Here is an 18053-nt window from a genome sequence, read left to right as displayed (position 1 = left end):
GTGAGGGCAACAGGCCGCACTCCCCGGCAATACACTACGGACGATACACCTTCACATTCGCAAAGCCCTGCTCGCGCAGATACAGCGCCTGCAGGCGGCTCATCACCCCGCGCTCACACCACAGCAGGTAGGTTTTGCTCTGATCGAGGTCGCCAAACTTCGTGCTCAGCTTGTAGAACGGCAGAGAAACCACGTCGATGCCTTCAACCTTCAGCGGCTTATCGTCCTGCTCGTCAATGGAGCGGATATCCAGAATCGCGTCGTTAGCGCCGAAACCGCTTACGGTTTCAACTTCAACGACTTCCTGCTCGGTCTGCTGAGCAATCTCGCGGATGTCAATGTTGGACGCTTCCGCCACCACTTTTTCCAGGATGCTGAAATCGAAGTTCTCTTCTTCCGCTTCGATCTTCGCCTTCACCGCTTTCACCGTTGGGCTTTTTGAGATCACGCCGCAGTATTCCGGCATGGTACGGGCAAAATCTTCGGTGCCGATTTCGCGCGCCAGGTCGATGATGTGCTCTTTATCGTGGGAGATAAGCGGACGCAGGATCAGCGTATCAGACACATTGTCGATCAGACGCAGGTTGGTCAGCGTCTGGCTGGAGACCTGGCCCAGCGCTTCGCCGGTGACCAGCGCCTGCACGCCGTAGCGTTCAGCCACTTTTGAGGCCGCGCGCACCATCATGCGCTTCAGGATCACGCCCATCTGGCCGTCGTCCACTTTTTCGAGGATTTCGCCGACCACGGGTTCGAAGTTAATCGCCACAAAACGCACGCGGTGGGAGCTGCCGAAGCGGTTCCACAGGTAGTGCGCCACCTGACGAACGCCGATTTCGTGCGCCGCGCCGCCCAGGTTGAAGAAGCAGTAGTGCACGCGGCAGCCGCGACGCATCAGCATATAGCTGGAAACGCCGGAGTCGAACCCGCCGGAGATCAGGGACAATACGTCTTCCTGGGTGCCGATCGGGAAACCGCCGATACCTTCATAGCGCCCTTTCACCAGCAGCAGGCGATCGTTTTCGATCTCCAGGTTCACGGTCACGTCCGGGTTAGTCAGACGTACGCGCGCCGTTTCAACGTGCTGGTTCAAACCGCCGCCGACGTAACGTTCCACTTCAATAGAGCTGAATTCGTGCTTACCGCGACGCTTCACGCGCACGCAGAAGGTTTTGCCTTCGATCTGGTCGCGGTACTGGACCAGCGCTTTTTCGAAGATGTCATGCATATCGTTGAACGGAACATCTTCCACTTCCAGGATATGGTGGATCCCAGGAATACGGGTCAGCGCATCGCGAATATCCTGACGTTTGTTTTCGTCTTTGGCGCGCACTTCCACATGATCCCAGTGGCGCACCACGGCGAGGGTTTCGTCGTAGTGCTTTAATACGTTACGAATGTTCCCGGTGAGAATTTTAATAAAGCGCAAACGCACAGATTGGCTTTTGATGGTGATTTCAGGGAACAATTTAATGATAAACTTCATGGCGGCAATGTTTCTTAGGCAAGCGTGTTAAGGCTTGTAATGGAAAAGAGTACAGCAGCCCACACCCGTGGCTGCATCCAGGCGCGCAAGTATACCACCATCGCGCCGCTCCTGTGCACATTGCGCGTTATTTGCTTATCCGCCCGAGTCCGTTACCATATCAGGGCTGAGAATATAAGAGTCAATTCACTATGCCGAAGAAGAACGACGCACCGGCCAGTTTTGAAACTGCGCTGAGTGAACTGGAGCAAATCGTTACCCGTCTTGAAAGCGGCGATCTCCCGCTGGAAGAGGCGCTCAACGAATTCGAACGTGGCGTGCAGCTGGCGCGACAGGGGCAGGTCAAACTGCAGCAGGCCGAGCAGCGCGTGCAGATCCTGCTTTCCGACAGCGAAAACGCGAAAACCACGCCTTTCACACCGGACGCCGAGTAAATGGATTTTGCCAACGAGCTTCAGGCGCGCGTCGTGCGCGCCAACGACGCCCTGCGCCGATTTATTGCGCCACAGCCTTTTCAGAACACTCCACTGGTTGAAGCCATGCACTATGGCGCACTCTTGGGTGGAAAGCGCCTGCGCCCGTTCCTGGTGTACGCCACCGGCAATATGTTTGGTATCAGCGATAACACGCTGGACGCCCCGGCAGCCGCCGTGGAGTGCATCCACGCTTATTCGCTGATCCACGACGATCTCCCGGCCATGGACGACGACGATCTGCGCCGGGGTCAGCCAACCTGCCACATTAAGTTTGGCGAGGCGAATGCCATTCTGGCGGGGGATGCCCTGCAGACGCTGGCGTTCTCGATTCTGAGCGACGCGCCGATGGCGGAAGTGGCTGACCGTGACCGCCTGGCGATGATCTCCGAACTGGCGATGGCCAGCGGCGTGGCTGGCATGTGCGGCGGACAGGCGCTGGATCTTGAAGCGGAAGGACGTCAGGTTAATCTGGAACAGCTGGAGCGTATTCATCGCCATAAAACGGGCGCACTTATTCGTTCCGCCGTTCGCCTGGGCGCGCTGAGCGCGGGTGAACAAGGGCGCAAAGCCCTGCCGATTCTGGACAGATACGCAGAAAGTATCGGTCTGGCATTCCAGGTTCAGGATGACATTCTGGATGTGGTGGGCGATACTGCAACATTGGGTAAACGTCAGGGTGCCGACCAGCAGCTTGGCAAAAGTACCTACCCCGCCCTGCTGGGTCTTGAGCAAGCCCAACGTAAAGCCCGGGATCTGATAGACGATGCCCGCCAGTCGCTAAATGAACTGGCCGCGCAATCGCTGGATACCTCGGCACTGGAAGCGCTAGCGGACTATATAATCCAGCGTGATAAATAAACTATATATCTCGATGAGCCTTTGATGAGTTTTGATATTGCCAAATACCCGACACTGGCGTTAGTTGACTCCACCCAGGAGTTACGTCTGCTGCCGAAAGAGAGCCTGCCGAAGCTGTGCGACGAGCTGCGTCGCTACCTGCTCGACAGCGTTAGCCGTTCCAGCGGCCATTTCGCCTCCGGGCTTGGCACGGTAGAGCTGACCGTGGCGCTGCACTACGTCTATAACACGCCGTTCGATCAGCTTATCTGGGACGTGGGCCACCAGGCCTATCCGCACAAAATTCTGACCGGACGTCGCGATAAAATTGGCACTATTCGTCAGAAAGGCGGCCTGCATCCGTTTCCGTGGCGCGGTGAGAGCGAGTTTGACGTGCTCAGCGTCGGCCACTCTTCCACCTCCATTTCCGCCGGCATCGGTATTGCCGTTGCCGCCGAAAAAGAGAACAAGCAGCGCCGCACCGTCTGCGTGATTGGCGACGGCGCGATCACCGCCGGGATGGCCTTCGAGGCCATGAACCACGCGGGCGATATCAAGCCGGACATGCTGGTTATCCTTAACGATAACGAAATGTCGATCTCCGAGAACGTCGGCGCGCTGAACAACCATCTGGCGCAGCTGCTTTCCGGCAAGCTCTACTCGTCGCTACGCGAAGGCGGCAAGAAAGTCTTCTCCGGCGTACCGCCGATTAAAGAGCTGCTCAAGCGCACCGAAGAACACATCAAAGGCATGGTCGTGCCCGGCACGCTGTTTGAGGAGCTGGGCTTTAACTACATCGGCCCGGTTGACGGCCACGACGTGCTGGGGCTGGTGACCACGCTCAAGAACATGCGCGACCTGAAAGGCCCGCAGTTCCTGCATATTATGACCAAAAAGGGTCGTGGTTACGAACCGGCGGAAAAAGATCCGATCACCTTCCACGCGGTGCCGAAATTCGACCCGTCCAGCGGCTGCCTGCCGAAAAGCAGCGGCGGTATGCCGAGCTATTCTAAAATCTTCGGCGACTGGCTGTGCGAAACCGCTGCGAAAGACAACAAGCTGATGGCGATTACCCCGGCTATGCGCGAAGGCTCCGGCATGGTGGAGTTCTCCAGAAAATACCCTGACCAGTATTTCGACGTAGCGATTGCCGAGCAGCATGCGGTGACGTTTGCAGCGGGCCTGGCGATTGGCGGCTATAAACCGGTTGTGGCGATTTACTCCACTTTCCTGCAGCGCGCCTACGATCAGGTGATCCACGACGTGGCGATTCAGAAGCTGCCGGTACTGTTTGCCATCGACCGCGCGGGCATCGTCGGTGCCGACGGCCAGACGCACCAGGGCGCGTTTGACCTGTCGTTCCTGCGCTGTATTCCGGATATGGTTGTTATGACGCCAAGTGACGAGAACGAATGCCGTCAGATGCTGTTCACCGGCTACCACTATCAGGATGGCCCAAGCGCCGTTCGCTACCCGCGCGGCAATGCGGTGGGCGTCGAGCTGCAGCCGCTGGAAAAACTGCCGATCGGTAAAGGTCTGGTGAAGCGTCGCGGTGAAAAAGTGGCGATCCTGAACTTCGGCACGCTGATGCCAGAGGCCGCGAAAGTGGCTGAAACGCTGAATGCCACCCTGGTGGATATGCGCTTTGTGAAGCCGCTGGATGAATCCCTGATTCTGAGCATGGCGGAAAGCCACGACGTGCTGGTCACGCTGGAAGAAAACGCCATTATGGGCGGCGCGGGCAGCGGCGTGAACGAGGTGCTGATGGCAAACCGTAAGGCCGTTCCGGTGCTCAATCTCGGCCTGCCGGATCATTTCATTCCTCAGGGTACGCAGGATGAAGCCCGTGCGGCTATTGGCCTGGACGCAACTGGCATAGAAGCCAAAATCCGCACCTGGCTGGCATAACCCCTTCCCCCTTTTCCGCTCCTGCTATGCTTAAACCTGGTGTTTAAACAGCAGGAGCGGACAGTGCAATACACAACTTTAGGAAAAACCGACCTCAAGGTTTCCCGGCTTTGTCTGGGATGCATGACCTTTGGCGAACCCGATCGGGGAAACCACGCCTGGACGCTGCCGGAAGAGAGCAGTCGTCCGATTATCAAACGCGCCATTGAAGGCGGCATTAATTTCTTCGACACCGCCAACAGCTACTCCGACGGCAGCAGCGAGGAGATTGTTGGCCGCGCCCTGCGCGATTTTGCCCGTCGTGAGGACATCGTCGTCGCCACCAAGGTTTACTACCCGTCAGGCGATCTGACTGAAGGCCTCTCTCGCGCGCAGATCCTGCGCTCCATTGATGACAGCCTCAGACGCCTGAACATGGATTACGTCGACCTGCTGCAAATTCACCGCTGGGATTACAACACGCCGATTGAAGAGACGCTTGAAGCGCTGAACGATGTCGTGAAAGCGGGTAAAGCGCGCTATATCGGCGCGTCATCTATGCATGCGTCGCAATTTGCTCAGGCGCTCGATCTCCAGGCGCAGCACGGCTGGGCGCGCTTTGTCACCATGCAGGATCACTACAACCTGATTTACCGGGAAGAAGAACGTGAGATGCTGCCGCTCTGCTACCAGGAAGGCGTGGCGGTGATCCCGTGGAGCCCGCTGGCGCGCGGACGCTTAACCCGTCCGTGGGGAGAAACTACGGCTCGTCTGGTATCGGATGAAGTAGGAAAAAATCTTTATTCCGGAACAGAGGCCAGCGATGCGCTAATTGCCGAACGCTTAGCCGGGATCGCCGACGATACCGGAGCCACCCGCGCACAGGTGGCGCTGGCATGGCTGCTGGGCAAGCGCGGGGTTGCGGCACCGATTATTGGCACGTCGCGGGAAGAACAGCTGGATGAGCTGCTGAATGCGGTGGATATCACGCTGACGCCGGAGCAGATTGCCGAGCTGGAGACGCCGTATCAGCCGCATCCAGTCGTGGGGTTTAAGTAATCGAATCCGCAGGCCGGGTAAGGCGTAGCCGCCACCCGGCAATACAAAGGCACAACATCACGCGAAGTGATCGTACCCTTTCCAGTCCAGCGTAACGGGCGCACCGTCTTTCACAAACTTCAGCCCTTCGCTCTCGGGCATGATCTGACCGATGCAGGTAAATTTCGCGCCGAGATGCGCTAACGCTACGTCCAGCGTTCCACGGTTGAGCTCAGGAACGGTGAAGCACAGTTCGTAATCCTCGCCGCCGGATAACGCCCAGCGCAGCGCCTGCTCAGGTTCTACATGGCGAAGCAGTTGCTCAGACAGCGGGAACAGGTCCAGATCAACGCGCGCCCCCACCCCGCTGGCCTTCAGGATATGGCCGAGGTCCGAGATGAGACCGTCAGAGAGATCGATAGCCGAGCTTGCCCGTTCACGCAGCGCCTGGCCGTGCAGAATACGCGGCGTCGGGCGCAGGTGACGCTTCACCAGATACGCCGCATCATCGGTATCTTCAACCGCTAAACGATTCTGAAGAATGGCCAGCCCTGCCGCGCTGTCACCCGGCGTGCCGGTCATGTAGATCCAGTCGCCAGGTTTTGCGCCCGAGCGCTTGAGTGCCCGGCCAAACGGCACGTAGCCGTGGATCGCCAGCGTCATCGACAGCGGCCCGGCGGTCGTATCACCGCCAATCAGCTGCATATCGTAGTAATTCAGCTGTTCAAACAGCGCGTCGCTAAACGCTTCCAGCCAGGCTTCATCCACCTCTGGCAGCGTCAGTGCCAGCGTCAGCCAGGCAGGATCCGCGCCCATTGCGGCCAGATCGCTGACATTCACCGCCAGCGCTTTATACGCCAGATCCGCAGGATCGATATCCGGTAAGAAATGACGTCCGCACACTAAGGTGTCGGTGCTGATTGCCAGCGTCTGTTTTTCGGGAATGTTGAGAAGTGCGCAGTCATCGCCAATGCCAGTTTCAACATCAAGACGAGAGGTTCTGACACGGTCGAAATAACGGGCAATCAGGGAGAATTCGCCGCATGCCATACGTTATGCCTCAGCAAATAAAAGAAAAAACCGGAGCCGCACTGCCCGTCAGGCAATGCAGAACTCCGGTTTGCGGATCACTTTTTGTGGGGACGGATCGCAGGTGCTGCTTTATCAAGTACGCCGTTTACAAACTTGTGGCTGTCTTCAGCGCCGAAGGTTTTCGCCAGTTCGATCGCTTCGTTGATGGCCACTTTGTACGGCACATCATCACGTTTAGACAGCTCAAACAGCGCGATACGCAACACTGCTTTTTCCACCTGGCCCAGCTCTTCGAGCAGACGAGACAGGTATGGCTTCATCAGACCATCGAGATACGCGCTATTAGTCGCCACTCCCGACAGCAGTTCACGGAAGTACAGAACGTCAACGTCTTTCACGTCCTGTTCTGACAGGAACTGGTATTCAACATCAGCGATGTCGTTCTGGGACAACTGCCAGGAGTAAAGTGCCTGAACGGCACATTCACGGGCGCGGCGACGAGCAGCAGGTTTCACGGAATTCCCCTTACAAAAAAATCAGGCCTTAATGGCTTTCAATACATTGATCATTTCAAGCGCGGTCAGTGCAGCTTCTGCACCTTTGTTACCGGCTTTGGTGCCAGCACGTTCGATGGCTTGTTCAATACTTTCGGTGGTCAGCACGCCGAACGCGACAGGAATTTCAGCATCCTGCGCAACGTGTGCCAGACCGTTGCTTGCACCGCCCGCAACGTATTCGAAGTGCGCAGTGCCGCCACGAATAACAGTACCCAGCGCAATCACCGCGTCGTATTTACCGGTTTTCGCCAGCGCACCCGCCGCCAGTGGCAGTTCGTAAGCGCCTGGAACCCAAACAACGGTAATGTTGTCATCTTTAACCTGGCCGATACGTTTCAGGGCGTCAATCGCACCTTCCAGCAGGCTGTCGTTGATGAAGTTGTTGAAACGCGCAATGGTGATGGCGACGCGAGCGTCCGGGGTAGCTACAGCAGCTTCAATAATGTTCATACTCTTCCTTTACGGGTTCATTTGGCCCCGCAGGGGGGCGGATTTTATCATAATACTTTGCGCACTGCTTCCCTATTTCGGGAGCAATTACGCTGTCGTTAAATGGAGGCAAACATCCGGACCCACCGGACGAATCTCGCTGAATGTGAGTTGCGGTGCGTCGGCCAGTTTTTCAAGGCCGGGCAGCACAAACAGGCCGCGCGCGTCCTGACCTAACAGTTTAGGCGCAACGTAGACGAGCAGTTCATCCACCAGCCCCGCCTGGAGCAGCGCCCCGGCAAGCGTCGGACCGGCTTCGACCCAGATGCTGTTCACCTGCTGCTTACCGAGCAGCATCATCAGCACCACTAAATCCAGATGCCCGTTATGCTCCGGCACCATAATGCTGCGCACGCCTTCCGGCCACTCGCGCGTATCTTCTTTGGTGCGCGCAATCCAGGTTTCCCCCGGCTGCTGCACGATACGGTGCTGCGGCGTCACGCGGTTCTGGCTATCAATAATAATACGCAGCGGCTGGCGCAGGTTCTCCTGCGGATAAAGCGCCTGGGTATCGGCATTCAGTTCGTCCCAGCGCACGGTCATGGCCGGATCGTCAGCGAGAACCGTTTCACTGCTGGTGAGAATAGCATGGCTTTGCGCGCGCAGGCGTTGCACATCGCGCCTTGCCTGCGGCGAGGTGATCCACTGGCTTTCACCGTTTGCCATCGCCGTACGGCCGTCCAGCGAAGCGCCCAGCTTGAGCTGAATATACGGAAAACCGGTGCGCATGCGCTTCAGGAAGCCTTTATTCAGAGCTTCCGCATCCTGCATCATCAGCCCATGGCTGACGTCGATCCCTTCCTGCTGCAGGCGATACAATCCACGCCCGGCGACCTGTGGATTCGGATCCTGCATCGCTGCCACCAAGCGAGCCACGCCCGCCGCGATCAGCGCTTCACAGCACGGCGGCGTGCGCCCGTGATGGCTGCAGGGCTCGAGCGTCACGTAGGCCGTGGCGCCGCGCGCCTTCTCGCCCGCCATGCGCAACGCATGCACTTCTGCATGCGGCTCACCCGCGCGATGGTGATAACCTTCCCCCACGATTTCGCCATCTTTCACGATAACGCACCCGACGTTCGGGTTGGGATGGGTAGTAAAACGACCGCGCTGCGCCAGCTTCATGGCTCGCGCCATGTACATCTCATCGTGCATGAGCTTAATCCTGTAAGCGGGCGATCTCTTCGCCAAACTCTTTAATGTCTTCAAAGCTGCGGTAGACCGAGGCAAAGCGGATGTAGGCAACTTTATCGAGCTTTTTCAGCTGCTCCATCACCAGGTTGCCGATCATTTTGCTCGGCACCTCGCGCTCACCCAGGCCACGGAGATACGATTTAATGTGGTTTAACGCCATTTCGACATCGTCTGCGCTGACGGGGCGTTTTTCGAGGGCTTTTAGCATCCCGCTGCGCAGCTTTTCTTCGTTGAACGGCTCGCGCACGTCGTTGCTTTTCACCACGCGCGGCATTACCAGCTCTGCAACCTCAAAGGTCGTGAAACGCTCGTTGCACACCAGACACTGCCGACGACGGCGTACAGAAGACCCTTCGCCCACAAGACGAGAGTCGATGACTTTGGTATCCACAGCGGAGCAGAATGGGCAATGCATACGGTATCCCTGTTATCCGGTTAACTGGTTTTCATTTTACCCTGATCTGGCCCGACAACAAAGGAAGAGCTTTTTGAGACAAAGGATCTATGTCTGGCGGTACGTTGCTGGCTACCATTATATGGATCCGTTATTTCAAGGAAATAAACGCTATGACAAGACGTTACCTGAAAATTTTACTGGTGGGGAGCCTCTTCACCCTCAGTGCCTGCGCACAGCAAACCGAAGTCCGCCAGATGAAACAGAGTGTGAACACGCTCAATACGGCAATGGACAAACTGAACAAAGAAACGGTCAAGATCACCCAGCAAAACGCGCTGAACGCGAAATCCACCAGCGGGGTATATCTGCTGCCGGGGGCAAATACACCCGCCCTGCTTAACAGCCAGATTGGCACGCTGAAAATGTCGCTGGTGAACGTGGCGGCGAATGCGGATGGTACGCGCGCAACATTGCGTATTCATGGCGAATCAAACGATCCGCTGCCCGCCTTTAGCGGCACCGTTGAGTGGGGCCAGATCCAGGGCACCACGGAGAGCTACCAGGAAGTGAACGTGAAGAACCAGCTTTTTACCGCCCCGGCCAGCGTTCTGGCACCCAGCGATGTGGATATTCCGCTTCAGCTAAGAGGCCTTACGCCTGAGCAGTTAGGCTTTATCCGCATTCACGATATCCAACCCGCCGCGCAGTAATTCCTTCCTTTTGGGCGGAGTGAAATGTCACTCCGCTAACATTTACATTTCGTATGGATTGGCAACATAAATGATTGCCGCTACAATCCCGGCCGTTTAAAGTACGCAAACGTGAACGCAATCGATTACGCGTGTGAGAGATATGTGAAACAACACATATTTTTGTGAGCAGGGATTCCTATAATAGGCACCGCAGAAACACGAAATATTTAGAAACGCAATTCGCGCATTTTTCACTCCCGGAAGGGAATTTCAATCAGTGGCATGATTATGAAAAAAACATTACTCGCAGCTGGCGCCGTGCTGGCACTGTCCTCCTCTTTCACTGTTAACGCAGCGGAAAACGACAAACCACAATACCTCTCCGACTGGTGGCACCAGAGCGTTAACGTGGTTGGTAGCTACCACACCCGTTTCGGACCGCAGATCCGCAACGATACCTACCTGGAATATGAAGCGTTCGCCAAAAAAGACTGGTTTGATTTCTACGGCTATATGGATGCTCCGGTCTTTTTCGGCGGTAACACCGATGCAAAAGGTATCTGGAACCACGGTTCTCCGCTGTTTATGGAAATCGAACCACGTTTCTCTATTGATAAGCTGACGGGCACCAGCCTGGCGTTTGGTCCGTTTAAAGAGTGGTACTTCGCAAACAACTATATCTACGACATGGGGCGCAACGAGTCCGGTCGTCAGAGCACCTGGTATATGGGTCTGGGTACCGACATCGACACCGGCCTGCCAATGAGCCTGTCCCTGAACGTATACGCGAAATATCAGTGGCAGAACTACGGTGCTGAAAACCAGAATGAGTGGGATGGCTACCGTTTCAAAGTGAAATACTTTGTGCCAATTACCCAACTGTGGGGCGGCAACCTGAGCTATATCGGCTTCACCAACTTCGACTGGGGTTCAGATCTGGGCGATAAGAGCGGTTACGCAGAGAACGGCATCAAACAGCGTACCAACGACTCTATCGCCTCCAGCCACATCCTGGCGCTGAACTACGATCACTGGCACTACTCTGTTGTTGCGCGTTACTGGCACAACGGTGGCCAGTGGAACGACGACGCCGACCTGAACTGGATGAAAGAAAACGTCCGTTCTACCGGTTGGGGTGGTTACCTGGTCGTAGGTTATAACTTCTAATCAGTGCGGGACCGTGCGGGCTGATGCCCTCACCCTGACCCTCTCCCACGGGGAGAGGGAAAAAACACTAAAAACGGCAATAGACATTGCCGTTTTGCTTTTACCTCGCCACCCGGCTTTTTACTGCTTCACCTTGCGCAAAAAATCTGCCAGAGATCTGTCCGCACTCTCGCTGAACCGCCTCTCCGTCATCACAATATTGAGACACCGGTCGAGCCGGAAACAGCGGTAGTCATCGCGCCGTTCGCACCATGCCGCCAGCAGCCAGCGCTCCCCCCAGAAGAACAGCCCCAGCGGCTGAACCTCACGTTTAGAAAGCTGCCCTGCCTCATCACGATAATGCAGCGCCAGTACGCGCTGGGCGGAAATCGCCTGATGAATCACATCAAAACCGCTGCGTGAATGGGGTTGTAGAGCAATATCTGGCGCATAAATTCGCGTTTGCTCCGCCTTTCGACGACTCTCCTCGGGCAGAATGGCCAGCACCTTCTCCTGGGCCGACTCCAGCTCGCGCGACAGCGATTCCCCGCCCCAGGTTTTAAGCAGGCGAATCGCGACCATCAGCGCTTCGGACTCCTTATTTGTCAGCATCAGCGGCGGCAGGTCAAAACCCGACATCAGCCGATATCCGCTTCCCGCCTCGCCTTCCACCGGCACGCAGGAAAGCGACAGGTCGCGGATATCGCGGTAGACCGTGCGCTCGGACACGCCAAGCCGCTCCGCCAGATGCGCTGCCGTTGTCAGACGCCTGCCCCGCAGGATCTGCACAATCTGAAACAAACGGTCAGCGCGTCGGGTCATAACGTCATTCGCTCTCAGGCAGGTTGATGGAGGCCGACGCGATTACCCTCGCTGTCGGTAAACAATGCAATAGTGCCAATGCCATGCGGCAGTTCCAGCGGGCCAAACACGCACTCGCCGCCCGCAAAGGCAATGCGATCCAGCGTGGCCGCCAGATTGTCAGTATGCAGGTAAATAATAGCGCCCTGCAAAGATGGCGTAACGCCGTCAAATTTTGCCAGCGCCCCACCGGTGGCCGGGTCCTCATGCGGGAAAACCGCCAGTTCAGCCACGTCCATTTTCTCGCGACGCAGCGCGAGCTGCATGACCGGCTCATAAAATTTGATGGCGCGATCCATATCCGAGACCGGAATTTCAAACCAGTTAATTACGCTTTTCATACATCCTCCTGCCTGTTGTTTGGGTTCAGAAGGAGTCTACGACAGGGCTCCTGACAGCATACTGTCAGGAGTGTTTGTCAGGAGCAGATAAAAAAAATCCCGGTCAACAGACCGGGATTTCAATCACGCGCTAAACGTCGGCTTACGGCAGAATGGACGGCTGATCCGCCCCTTCTTTCTCGACTTTCTGCTGGAGCAGGTGCTCGCGCTTCATGCCGAGTTTCAGTGCCAGAGCGGACGCCACATAGATGGACGACGCCGTACCGATGGAGACACCGATCAGCATGGTCAGCGAGAAGCCTTCCAGCACCGGGCCACCGAACAGGAACAGCATCAGGATTACCATCAGGGTGGTACCGGATGTGATCAAGGTACGGTGCAGCGTCTGGGTCAACGACACGTTAAAGATTTCGTACGGCGTACCGCGACGGATCTTACGGAAGTTTTCACGGATACGGTCAGATACCACGATACTGTCGTTCAGTGAGTAACCGATAACGGACATCAGGGATGCCACGATGGTCAGGTCAATCTCAATGTGGAACAGAGACAGTATGCCCATGGTGATCACCACGTCGTGCGCCAGGGCGATAACCACACCGGCTGCCAGTCGCCACTCAAAGCGGAAACCGACGTACACCAGGATGGAGATCAGCGCCACCAGCAGCGCCATGGCGCCGGTCTGCGCCAGGTCCGCACCTACGCTCGGGCCAACGAACTCAATACGTTTGACCGCCGCGTTCTGGCTGGTGGTCTCGTTAATGACCTGTACGACCTTGCTGCCCAGTTCCTGGCTGCCGTTGGCATCGTGCACCGGCGGCATACGCACCATGATGTCGCGGCTGCTGCCGAAGTTCTGCAGCAGCGGCTCTTCAAAGCCCGCCTTCTGCAGAGACAGACGCATCTGGTCCATATCGACCGGTTTTTCCAGGGAGATCTCAATAACCGTACCACCGGTGAAATCCAGCCCCCAGTTAAAGCCTTTCACGCCCATAACGACGATGGACAGAATCAGCAGTAAACCTGAAATGCCGAAGGCCCAGTAGTCCCAGCGCATAAAGTCCCAGACTTTACGGCCATGGTTCAATTGTTCAACAGTATATTCCTGTGCCACAACGCACTCCTCAGATAGACAGCTTTTTGACGCGCTTGCCGCCGTACAGCAGGTTCACGATGGCACGGGTGCCGACAATAGCGGTAAACATTGACGTTGCGACACCGATACCGGTAGTAATCGCAAAGCCTTTGATCGCGCCAGTACCCACTGCATACAGGATAAGAACCTTAATCAGTGTTGTTACGTTCGCATCGAAGATAGAGCTGAACGCGCCTTTATAACCTTCGTCAATCGCCTGCTGAACAGAGCGACCGTTGCTCAACTCTTCTTTGATACGTTCGTTAATCAGTACGTTGGCGTCGACCGCCACCGCAAGGGTCAGAACGATACCCGCAATCCCCGGCATGGTCAGCGTCGCCCCTGGCAGCAGGGACATAATGCCGATGATCAGCACCAGGTTCGCAATCAGCGCGGAGGTCGCAATCAGACCAAACTTCTTATAGAAGAAGATCATGAAGAGGATAGAAACCACGAGACCAGCCAGACACGCTTCCAGACCCTGCTGGATGTTTTGCATACCCAGAGTTGGACCAATGGTACGTTCTTCAACAATCTGAATTGGCGCAATCAGCGCACCGGCACGCAGCAGCAGAGAGAGCTGACGCGCTTCGTTCGGGTTGTTAATACCGGTAATACGGAAGCTGTTACCCAGACGAGACTGGATGTTGGCGATGTTAATCACCTCTTCCTCTTTCACCAGCACCGCACGACCGTTTGCATCTTTCTTACCGCTGTCTTTGTACTCCACGAACAGGGTCGCCATCGGTTTGCCGATGTTGTCCTTGGTGAAGTTAGACATGATGTTACCACCCGCGCTATCCAGCGAGATGTTAACCTGCGGCTGGTTGTACTCATCCTGGCTTGAAGTAGAGTCGGTGATGTGGTCACCGGTCAGGATCACGCGTTTGTACAGCACAACCGGCTGACCTTCGCGGGTCTGTTTCACTTCAGAGTCACCCGGAATACGGCCAGACGCCGCGGCGGACTGATCGACATTGGAGTTCACCAGACGGAATTCCAGCGTTGCGGTCGCACCCAGAATCTCTTTCGCACGCGCAGTGTCCTGGATACCCGGCAATTCAACCACGATACGGTCAGCACCCTGACGCTGTACCAGCGGCTCAGCCACGCCCAGTTGGTTTACACGGTTACGCAGAATGTTGATGTTCTGCTGAACGGCATATTCACGCGCTTCTTTCAGACGCGCATCGGTCATCACCGCGCGCAGCTGGTTGCTGCCCTGAGAGGTGATCACCAGGTCACGGTGACGTTGAGTCAGGTAATCTACAGCCTGATCGCGGGCCGCGCTGTCGCGGAACGTGATGCTCATGCCGTAGTTATCTTCTTTACGCACGGTGGTGTAGGCGATGCCTTTATCACGCAGATCGCTGCGCAGGCTGTCGATATTCTGTTCCTGCAGCTTGCCGAGCGCGGTATCCATATCCACTTCCATCAGGAAGTGAACGCCGCCACGCAGGTCAAGACCCAGCTTCATTGGCTCTGCGTTCAGCGCAGCCAGCCAGCGAGGGGTTGCAGGAGCAAGGTTAAGCGCCACGACATATTTGTCACCCAGCACGCCCATCAGCGCTTCGCGAGCGCGGAGCTGCGTGTCGGTGGTGTCGAAGCGAGCAAGAATTGCACCCTCTTCCAGAGCCACAGACTTAGCGGTAATTTTTTCTTCTTGTAACGTTTTCTGGACCTGGATCAGCGTTTGCTCACTGGCGGCGACACCGCGCGCGCCAGTGATTTGAACAGCCGGATCCTCACCATACAGGTTGGGAAGCGCGTACAGCAGGCCGACGATAATCACGACGACCAGCATGATGTACTTCCACAAAGGATAACGGTTTAACACGGCAGTTCCCTTTGGGAAAAGTTGGGATTACAGCGCCTTCATGGTGCCTTTCGGCAGAACGGCAGCTACGAAGTCACGTTTGATAACCACTTCAGTGGTGTCGTTCAGGGCGATAGCAATGTAGCCGCTTTCAGCCACTTTGGTTACGCGACCGACCAGGCCACCGTTGGTCAGCACTTCATCGCCTTTCGCGATGGAGTCCATCAGCTTTTTGTGCTCTTTAGTACGCTTCTGCTGTGGGCGCAGGATCATGAAGTAGAAAATCAGACCGAACACAACCAGCATCAGAATCAGAGACATCGGGCTGCCCTGCGCTGGTGCACCCGTTGCTGCTACCGCATCAGAAATAAAAAAGCTCATTCAAATTCCCTCATTATTAATATTAATCAACGTTCAACGGTGGAACATCCCGCCCCTGACGTTGGTAAAAATCGGTCACGAAGCTCTCTAATTTACCCTCTTCGATAGCCTTGCGTAAACCAGCCATTAAGCGCTGATAGTAGCGAAGATTATGAATGGTATTGAGACGCGCCCCCAAAATCTCATTACAACGATCGAGATGATGCAGATACGCGCGAGAATAATTGCGACAGGTATAGCAATCGCACTCGGCATCGAGCGGGCTGGTGTCACTCTTATGCTTCGCGTTACGGATTTTCACCACGCCATCGGTCACGAACAGATGGCCGTTACGCGCGTTGCGGGTTGGCATTACGCAGTCGAACATATCAATGCCGCGACGTACGCCTTCCACCAGATCTTCGGGTTTACCCACACCCATCAGGTATCGTGGTTTATCCGCCGGGATTTGCGGGCAGACATGTTCCAGAATGCGATGCATGTCTTCCTTCGGCTCACCCACAGCCAAACCGCCGACAGCGTAGCCATCAAAACCTATCTCTACCAGACCTTTAACGGAGATATCGCGTAAATCTTCGTAAACGCTGCCCTGAATGATGCCGAACAGCGCATTTTTGTTCTGCAGGGAGTCAAAACGGTCGCGGCTACGCTTCGCCCAGCGCAGCGACATTTCCATAGAGCGTTTCGCGTAATCCCAGTCCGCCGGATACGGCGTACATTCGTCGAAGATCATCACGATGTCAGAGCCGAGATCGTACTGAATCTCCATCGACTTTTCTGGATCGAGGAAAATCGGATCGCCGTTGATCGGGTTACGGAAGTGAACGCCCTGCTCGGTGATCTTGCGGATATCGCCCAGGCTGAAGACCTGGAAGCCGCCGGAGTCGGTCAGGATCGGGCCTTTCCACTGCATGAAATCGTGCAGATCGCCGTGGAGCTTCATGATCTCCTGACCCGGACGCAGCCACAGGTGGAAGGTATTGCCGAGGATAATCTGTGCGCCAGTGGCTTCAACTTCTTCCGGCGTCATCCCTTTTACGGTGCCGTACGTGCCCACAGGCATAAACGCGGGGGTTTCCACCACGCCGCGATCAAACACCAGGCGACCGCGACGCGCGCGGCCATCGGTGGTATCGAGTTCAAATTTCATTTTTTCTCCGACGTCAGAAAAACAGTCCAACGTTGTCATACGGTGCCGCGGACTTATTCCCCGACACGCTCATTCAAAGCCAGCGGATTGTACGTGATAAACATCGCGTCCCCGTAGCTAAAAAAGCGATATTTTTGTTCTACCGCAGACTTGTACGCATTCATCGTATGCTGATAACCCGCAAACGCGGAGACCAGCATAATCAGCGTCGATTCAGGCAGATGGAAGTTGGTCACCAGCGCGTCAATCACTTTGTACTGATAGCCCGGGTAGATGAAGATCTGCGTATCGCCAAAGAACGGCTCAATCAACTCGCTTTTCGCCGCCTGCGCGGCGCTCTCCAGTGAACGCACGGAGGTCGTTCCGACGGCCACGACGCGGTTACCGCGCGCTTTCGCCGCCAGTACCGCGTCCACCACTTCCTGCGGCACTTCGGCATATTCAGAGTGCATGATGTGGTCTTCAATGCTGTCCACGCGCACCGGCTGGAAGGTCCCCGCGCCGACGTGCAGCGTCACAAATGCCATCTCAATGCCTTTGGCGCGCAGCTTTTCCAGCAGCGGTTCATCAAAGTGCAGACCTGCCGTTGGCGCCGCGACCGCGCCAGGCTTCTGGCTGTAGACGGTCTGGTACAGCTCGCGGTCGGCCTCTTCGTCCGGGCGCTCAATATACGGCGGCAGCGGCATATGGCCGATGGCGTTCAGGATGTCGAGCACCGAGCGCTCGTCATCGAATTCCACTTCAAACAACGCATCGTGACGCGCGGTCATTGTCGCTTTAATGCTCTCATCATCGCCCAGCAGCAGTTCTGCGCCCGGCTTCGGCGCTTTGGAAGCGCGAATATGTGCCAGAATACGTTTATCATCGAGCATACGTTCGACCAGCACTTCAATCTTGCCACCGCTGGCTTTACGGCCAAACAGGCGCGCCGGGATCACGCGTGTATTGTTAAAGACCAGCAGATCGCCAGGGTTGAGCTTGTCGAGCAAATCGGTGAAAGTACCGTGCGTCAGATCGCCCGTTGGCCCATCCAGTGACAGTAAGCGACAGCTGCTGCGCTCAGGCATGGGATAGTGAGCAATCAGGGATTCAGGTAGTTCAAAGGAGAAATCGGCGACGCGCATGACGTATACTCGTGACTTAA

General features: G+C 56.1%; 19 protein-coding genes. 6 read left to right on the top strand and 13 right to left on the bottom strand.

Annotation, left to right across the window (positions count from 1 at the left end; genetic code table 11):
- Window positions 1-34: 34 nt before the first annotated feature.
- A complete protein-coding gene (gene thiI / locus MX657_RS05395) occupies window positions 35-1483 on the bottom strand; it encodes a tRNA uracil 4-sulfurtransferase ThiI (RefSeq protein WP_346807602.1) in 1449 nt (482 codons plus the stop codon).
- Window positions 1484-1674: 191 nt separating this feature from the next.
- Here thiI and xseB point away from each other — a divergent pair, with 191 nt between their 5' ends.
- The 4 genes from xseB (at window position 1675) to MX657_RS05375 (ending at window position 5742) form a co-directional block, all read left to right on the top strand.
- The gene (gene xseB / locus MX657_RS05390; protein ID WP_346807601.1) at window positions 1675-1917 is read left to right on the top strand and encodes an exodeoxyribonuclease VII small subunit; all 243 of its coding nucleotides are present in this window, start codon (window positions 1675-1677) and stop codon (window positions 1915-1917) included.
- The gene (gene ispA, locus MX657_RS05385) at window positions 1918-2817 is read left to right on the top strand and encodes a (2E,6E)-farnesyl diphosphate synthase (protein WP_008503332.1); all 900 of its coding nucleotides are present in this window, start codon (window positions 1918-1920) and stop codon (window positions 2815-2817) included.
- A gap of 24 nt (window positions 2818-2841) precedes the next feature.
- On the top strand, window positions 2842-4704 hold the full coding sequence (dxs, locus tag MX657_RS05380) for a 1-deoxy-D-xylulose-5-phosphate synthase (RefSeq protein ID WP_119915247.1): 1863 nt from the start codon (window positions 2842-2844) through the stop codon (window positions 4702-4704).
- Window positions 4705-4767: 63 nt separating this feature from the next.
- Window positions 4768-5742, top strand: a complete 975-nt coding sequence (locus MX657_RS05375; protein ID WP_346807600.1) for an aldo/keto reductase — start codon at window positions 4768-4770, stop codon at window positions 5740-5742.
- A 57-nt stretch (window positions 5743-5799) separates the two neighbouring features.
- Here the strand turns inward: MX657_RS05375 and thiL are convergent, their stop codons facing one another.
- The 5 genes from thiL to nrdR all read right to left on the bottom strand — a co-directional run bounded on the left by thiL (window position 5800) and on the right by nrdR (window position 9405).
- Window positions 5800-6771: a thiamine-phosphate kinase gene (gene thiL / locus MX657_RS05370; RefSeq protein WP_346807598.1), complete on the bottom strand. Its 972-nt coding sequence runs from the start codon at window positions 6769-6771 to the stop codon at window positions 5800-5802.
- A gap of 77 nt (window positions 6772-6848) precedes the next feature.
- Window positions 6849-7268: a transcription antitermination factor NusB gene (gene nusB / locus MX657_RS05365; protein ID WP_006809908.1), complete on the bottom strand. Its 420-nt coding sequence runs from the start codon at window positions 7266-7268 to the stop codon at window positions 6849-6851.
- 21 nt (window positions 7269-7289) lie between these two features.
- A complete protein-coding gene (gene ribH, locus MX657_RS05360) occupies window positions 7290-7760 on the bottom strand; it encodes a 6,7-dimethyl-8-ribityllumazine synthase (protein ID WP_006176874.1) in 471 nt (156 codons plus the stop codon).
- Window positions 7761-7847: 87 nt separating this feature from the next.
- Entirely contained in the window at window positions 7848-8951 is a 1104-nt protein-coding gene (gene ribD / locus MX657_RS05355) for a bifunctional diaminohydroxyphosphoribosylaminopyrimidine deaminase/5-amino-6-(5-phosphoribosylamino)uracil reductase RibD (protein WP_346807595.1), read from the bottom strand.
- 4 nt (window positions 8952-8955) lie between these two features.
- Window positions 8956-9405, bottom strand: a complete 450-nt coding sequence (gene nrdR / locus MX657_RS05350) for a transcriptional regulator NrdR (protein ID WP_008503337.1) — start codon at window positions 9403-9405, stop codon at window positions 8956-8958.
- Window positions 9406-9557: 152 nt separating this feature from the next.
- Here nrdR and MX657_RS05345 point away from each other — a divergent pair, with 152 nt between their 5' ends.
- Together MX657_RS05345 and MX657_RS05340 are read left to right on the top strand one after the other, a co-directional pair.
- Window positions 9558-10097 carry a DUF3251 domain-containing protein gene (locus MX657_RS05345; protein ID WP_119915251.1) on the top strand — a complete coding sequence of 180 codons (540 nt, stop codon included), beginning with the start codon at window positions 9558-9560 and terminating at the stop codon, window positions 10095-10097.
- 270 nt (window positions 10098-10367) lie between these two features.
- The gene (locus tag MX657_RS05340) at window positions 10368-11246 is read left to right on the top strand and encodes a nucleoside-specific channel-forming protein Tsx (RefSeq protein ID WP_080328174.1); all 879 of its coding nucleotides are present in this window, start codon (window positions 10368-10370) and stop codon (window positions 11244-11246) included.
- 120 nt (window positions 11247-11366) lie between these two features.
- Here MX657_RS05340 and MX657_RS05335 read toward each other — a convergent pair whose 3' ends face one another.
- The 7 genes from MX657_RS05335 to queA form a co-directional block, all read right to left on the bottom strand.
- Window positions 11367-12047 (bottom strand): helix-turn-helix transcriptional regulator, encoded by a 681-nt coding sequence (locus MX657_RS05335; RefSeq protein ID WP_346807594.1) that lies wholly within the window; start codon window positions 12045-12047, stop codon window positions 11367-11369.
- A gap of 14 nt (window positions 12048-12061) precedes the next feature.
- Window positions 12062-12427, bottom strand: a complete 366-nt coding sequence (locus MX657_RS05330; RefSeq protein ID WP_346807593.1) for a VOC family protein — start codon at window positions 12425-12427, stop codon at window positions 12062-12064.
- A 142-nt stretch (window positions 12428-12569) separates the two neighbouring features.
- Window positions 12570-13541, bottom strand: coding sequence for a protein translocase subunit SecF (gene secF / locus MX657_RS05325; RefSeq protein WP_080328075.1), 972 nt, complete (start codon window positions 13539-13541; stop codon window positions 12570-12572).
- A 10-nt stretch (window positions 13542-13551) separates the two neighbouring features.
- Window positions 13552-15399 (bottom strand): protein translocase subunit SecD, encoded by a 1848-nt coding sequence (gene secD / locus MX657_RS05320; protein ID WP_080328076.1) that lies wholly within the window; start codon window positions 15397-15399, stop codon window positions 13552-13554.
- Window positions 15400-15426: 27 nt separating this feature from the next.
- Entirely contained in the window at window positions 15427-15759 is a 333-nt protein-coding gene (gene yajC, locus MX657_RS05315; protein ID WP_000007630.1) for a preprotein translocase subunit YajC, read from the bottom strand.
- A 22-nt stretch (window positions 15760-15781) separates the two neighbouring features.
- Window positions 15782-16909 (bottom strand): tRNA guanosine(34) transglycosylase Tgt, encoded by a 1128-nt coding sequence (tgt, locus tag MX657_RS05310; protein WP_047347295.1) that lies wholly within the window; start codon window positions 16907-16909, stop codon window positions 15782-15784.
- A gap of 53 nt (window positions 16910-16962) precedes the next feature.
- Window positions 16963-18033: a tRNA preQ1(34) S-adenosylmethionine ribosyltransferase-isomerase QueA gene (gene queA / locus MX657_RS05305; RefSeq protein WP_080328077.1), complete on the bottom strand. Its 1071-nt coding sequence runs from the start codon at window positions 18031-18033 to the stop codon at window positions 16963-16965.
- Window positions 18034-18053 lie beyond the last annotated feature (20 nt).

The sequence above is a fragment of the Enterobacter chuandaensis genome (genome assembly GCF_039718975.1).
Lineage (GTDB): Bacteria > Pseudomonadota > Gammaproteobacteria > Enterobacterales > Enterobacteriaceae > Enterobacter > Enterobacter chuandaensis.
Note: the sequence above shows the minus strand (reverse complement) of the source record. Positions and strands in the feature narration are given on the sequence as shown.

What these genes read in the sequence shown, in the direction of transcription:
- thiI (WP_346807602.1), bottom strand. Translation starts at nt 1,483, where the DNA reads ATGAAGTTTATCATTAAATTGTTCCCTGAAATCACCATCAAAAGCCAA.
- xseB (WP_346807601.1), top strand. Translation starts at nt 1,675, where the DNA reads ATGCCGAAGAAGAACGACGCACCGGCCAGTTTTGAAACTGCGCTGAGT.
- ispA (WP_008503332.1), top strand. Translation starts at nt 1,918, where the DNA reads ATGGATTTTGCCAACGAGCTTCAGGCGCGCGTCGTGCGCGCCAACGAC.
- dxs (WP_119915247.1), top strand. Translation starts at nt 2,842, where the DNA reads ATGAGTTTTGATATTGCCAAATACCCGACACTGGCGTTAGTTGACTCC.
- thiL (WP_346807598.1), bottom strand. Translation starts at nt 6,771, where the DNA reads ATGGCATGCGGCGAATTCTCCCTGATTGCCCGTTATTTCGACCGTGTC.
- ribH (WP_006176874.1), bottom strand. Translation starts at nt 7,760, where the DNA reads ATGAACATTATTGAAGCTGCTGTAGCTACCCCGGACGCTCGCGTCGCC.
- ribD (WP_346807595.1), bottom strand. Translation starts at nt 8,951, where the DNA reads ATGCACGATGAGATGTACATGGCGCGAGCCATGAAGCTGGCGCAGCGC.
- nrdR (WP_008503337.1), bottom strand. Translation starts at nt 9,405, where the DNA reads ATGCATTGCCCATTCTGCTCCGCTGTGGATACCAAAGTCATCGACTCT.
- MX657_RS05345 (WP_119915251.1), top strand. Translation starts at nt 9,558, where the DNA reads ATGACAAGACGTTACCTGAAAATTTTACTGGTGGGGAGCCTCTTCACC.
- MX657_RS05340 (WP_080328174.1), top strand. Translation starts at nt 10,368, where the DNA reads ATGAAAAAAACATTACTCGCAGCTGGCGCCGTGCTGGCACTGTCCTCC.
- MX657_RS05335 (WP_346807594.1), bottom strand. Translation starts at nt 12,047, where the DNA reads ATGACCCGACGCGCTGACCGTTTGTTTCAGATTGTGCAGATCCTGCGG.
- MX657_RS05330 (WP_346807593.1), bottom strand. Translation starts at nt 12,427, where the DNA reads ATGAAAAGCGTAATTAACTGGTTTGAAATTCCGGTCTCGGATATGGAT.
- yajC (WP_000007630.1), bottom strand. Translation starts at nt 15,759, where the DNA reads ATGAGCTTTTTTATTTCTGATGCGGTAGCAGCAACGGGTGCACCAGCG.
- tgt (WP_047347295.1), bottom strand. Translation starts at nt 16,909, where the DNA reads ATGAAATTTGAACTCGATACCACCGATGGCCGCGCGCGTCGCGGTCGC.
- queA (WP_080328077.1), bottom strand. Translation starts at nt 18,033, where the DNA reads ATGCGCGTCGCCGATTTCTCCTTTGAACTACCTGAATCCCTGATTGCT.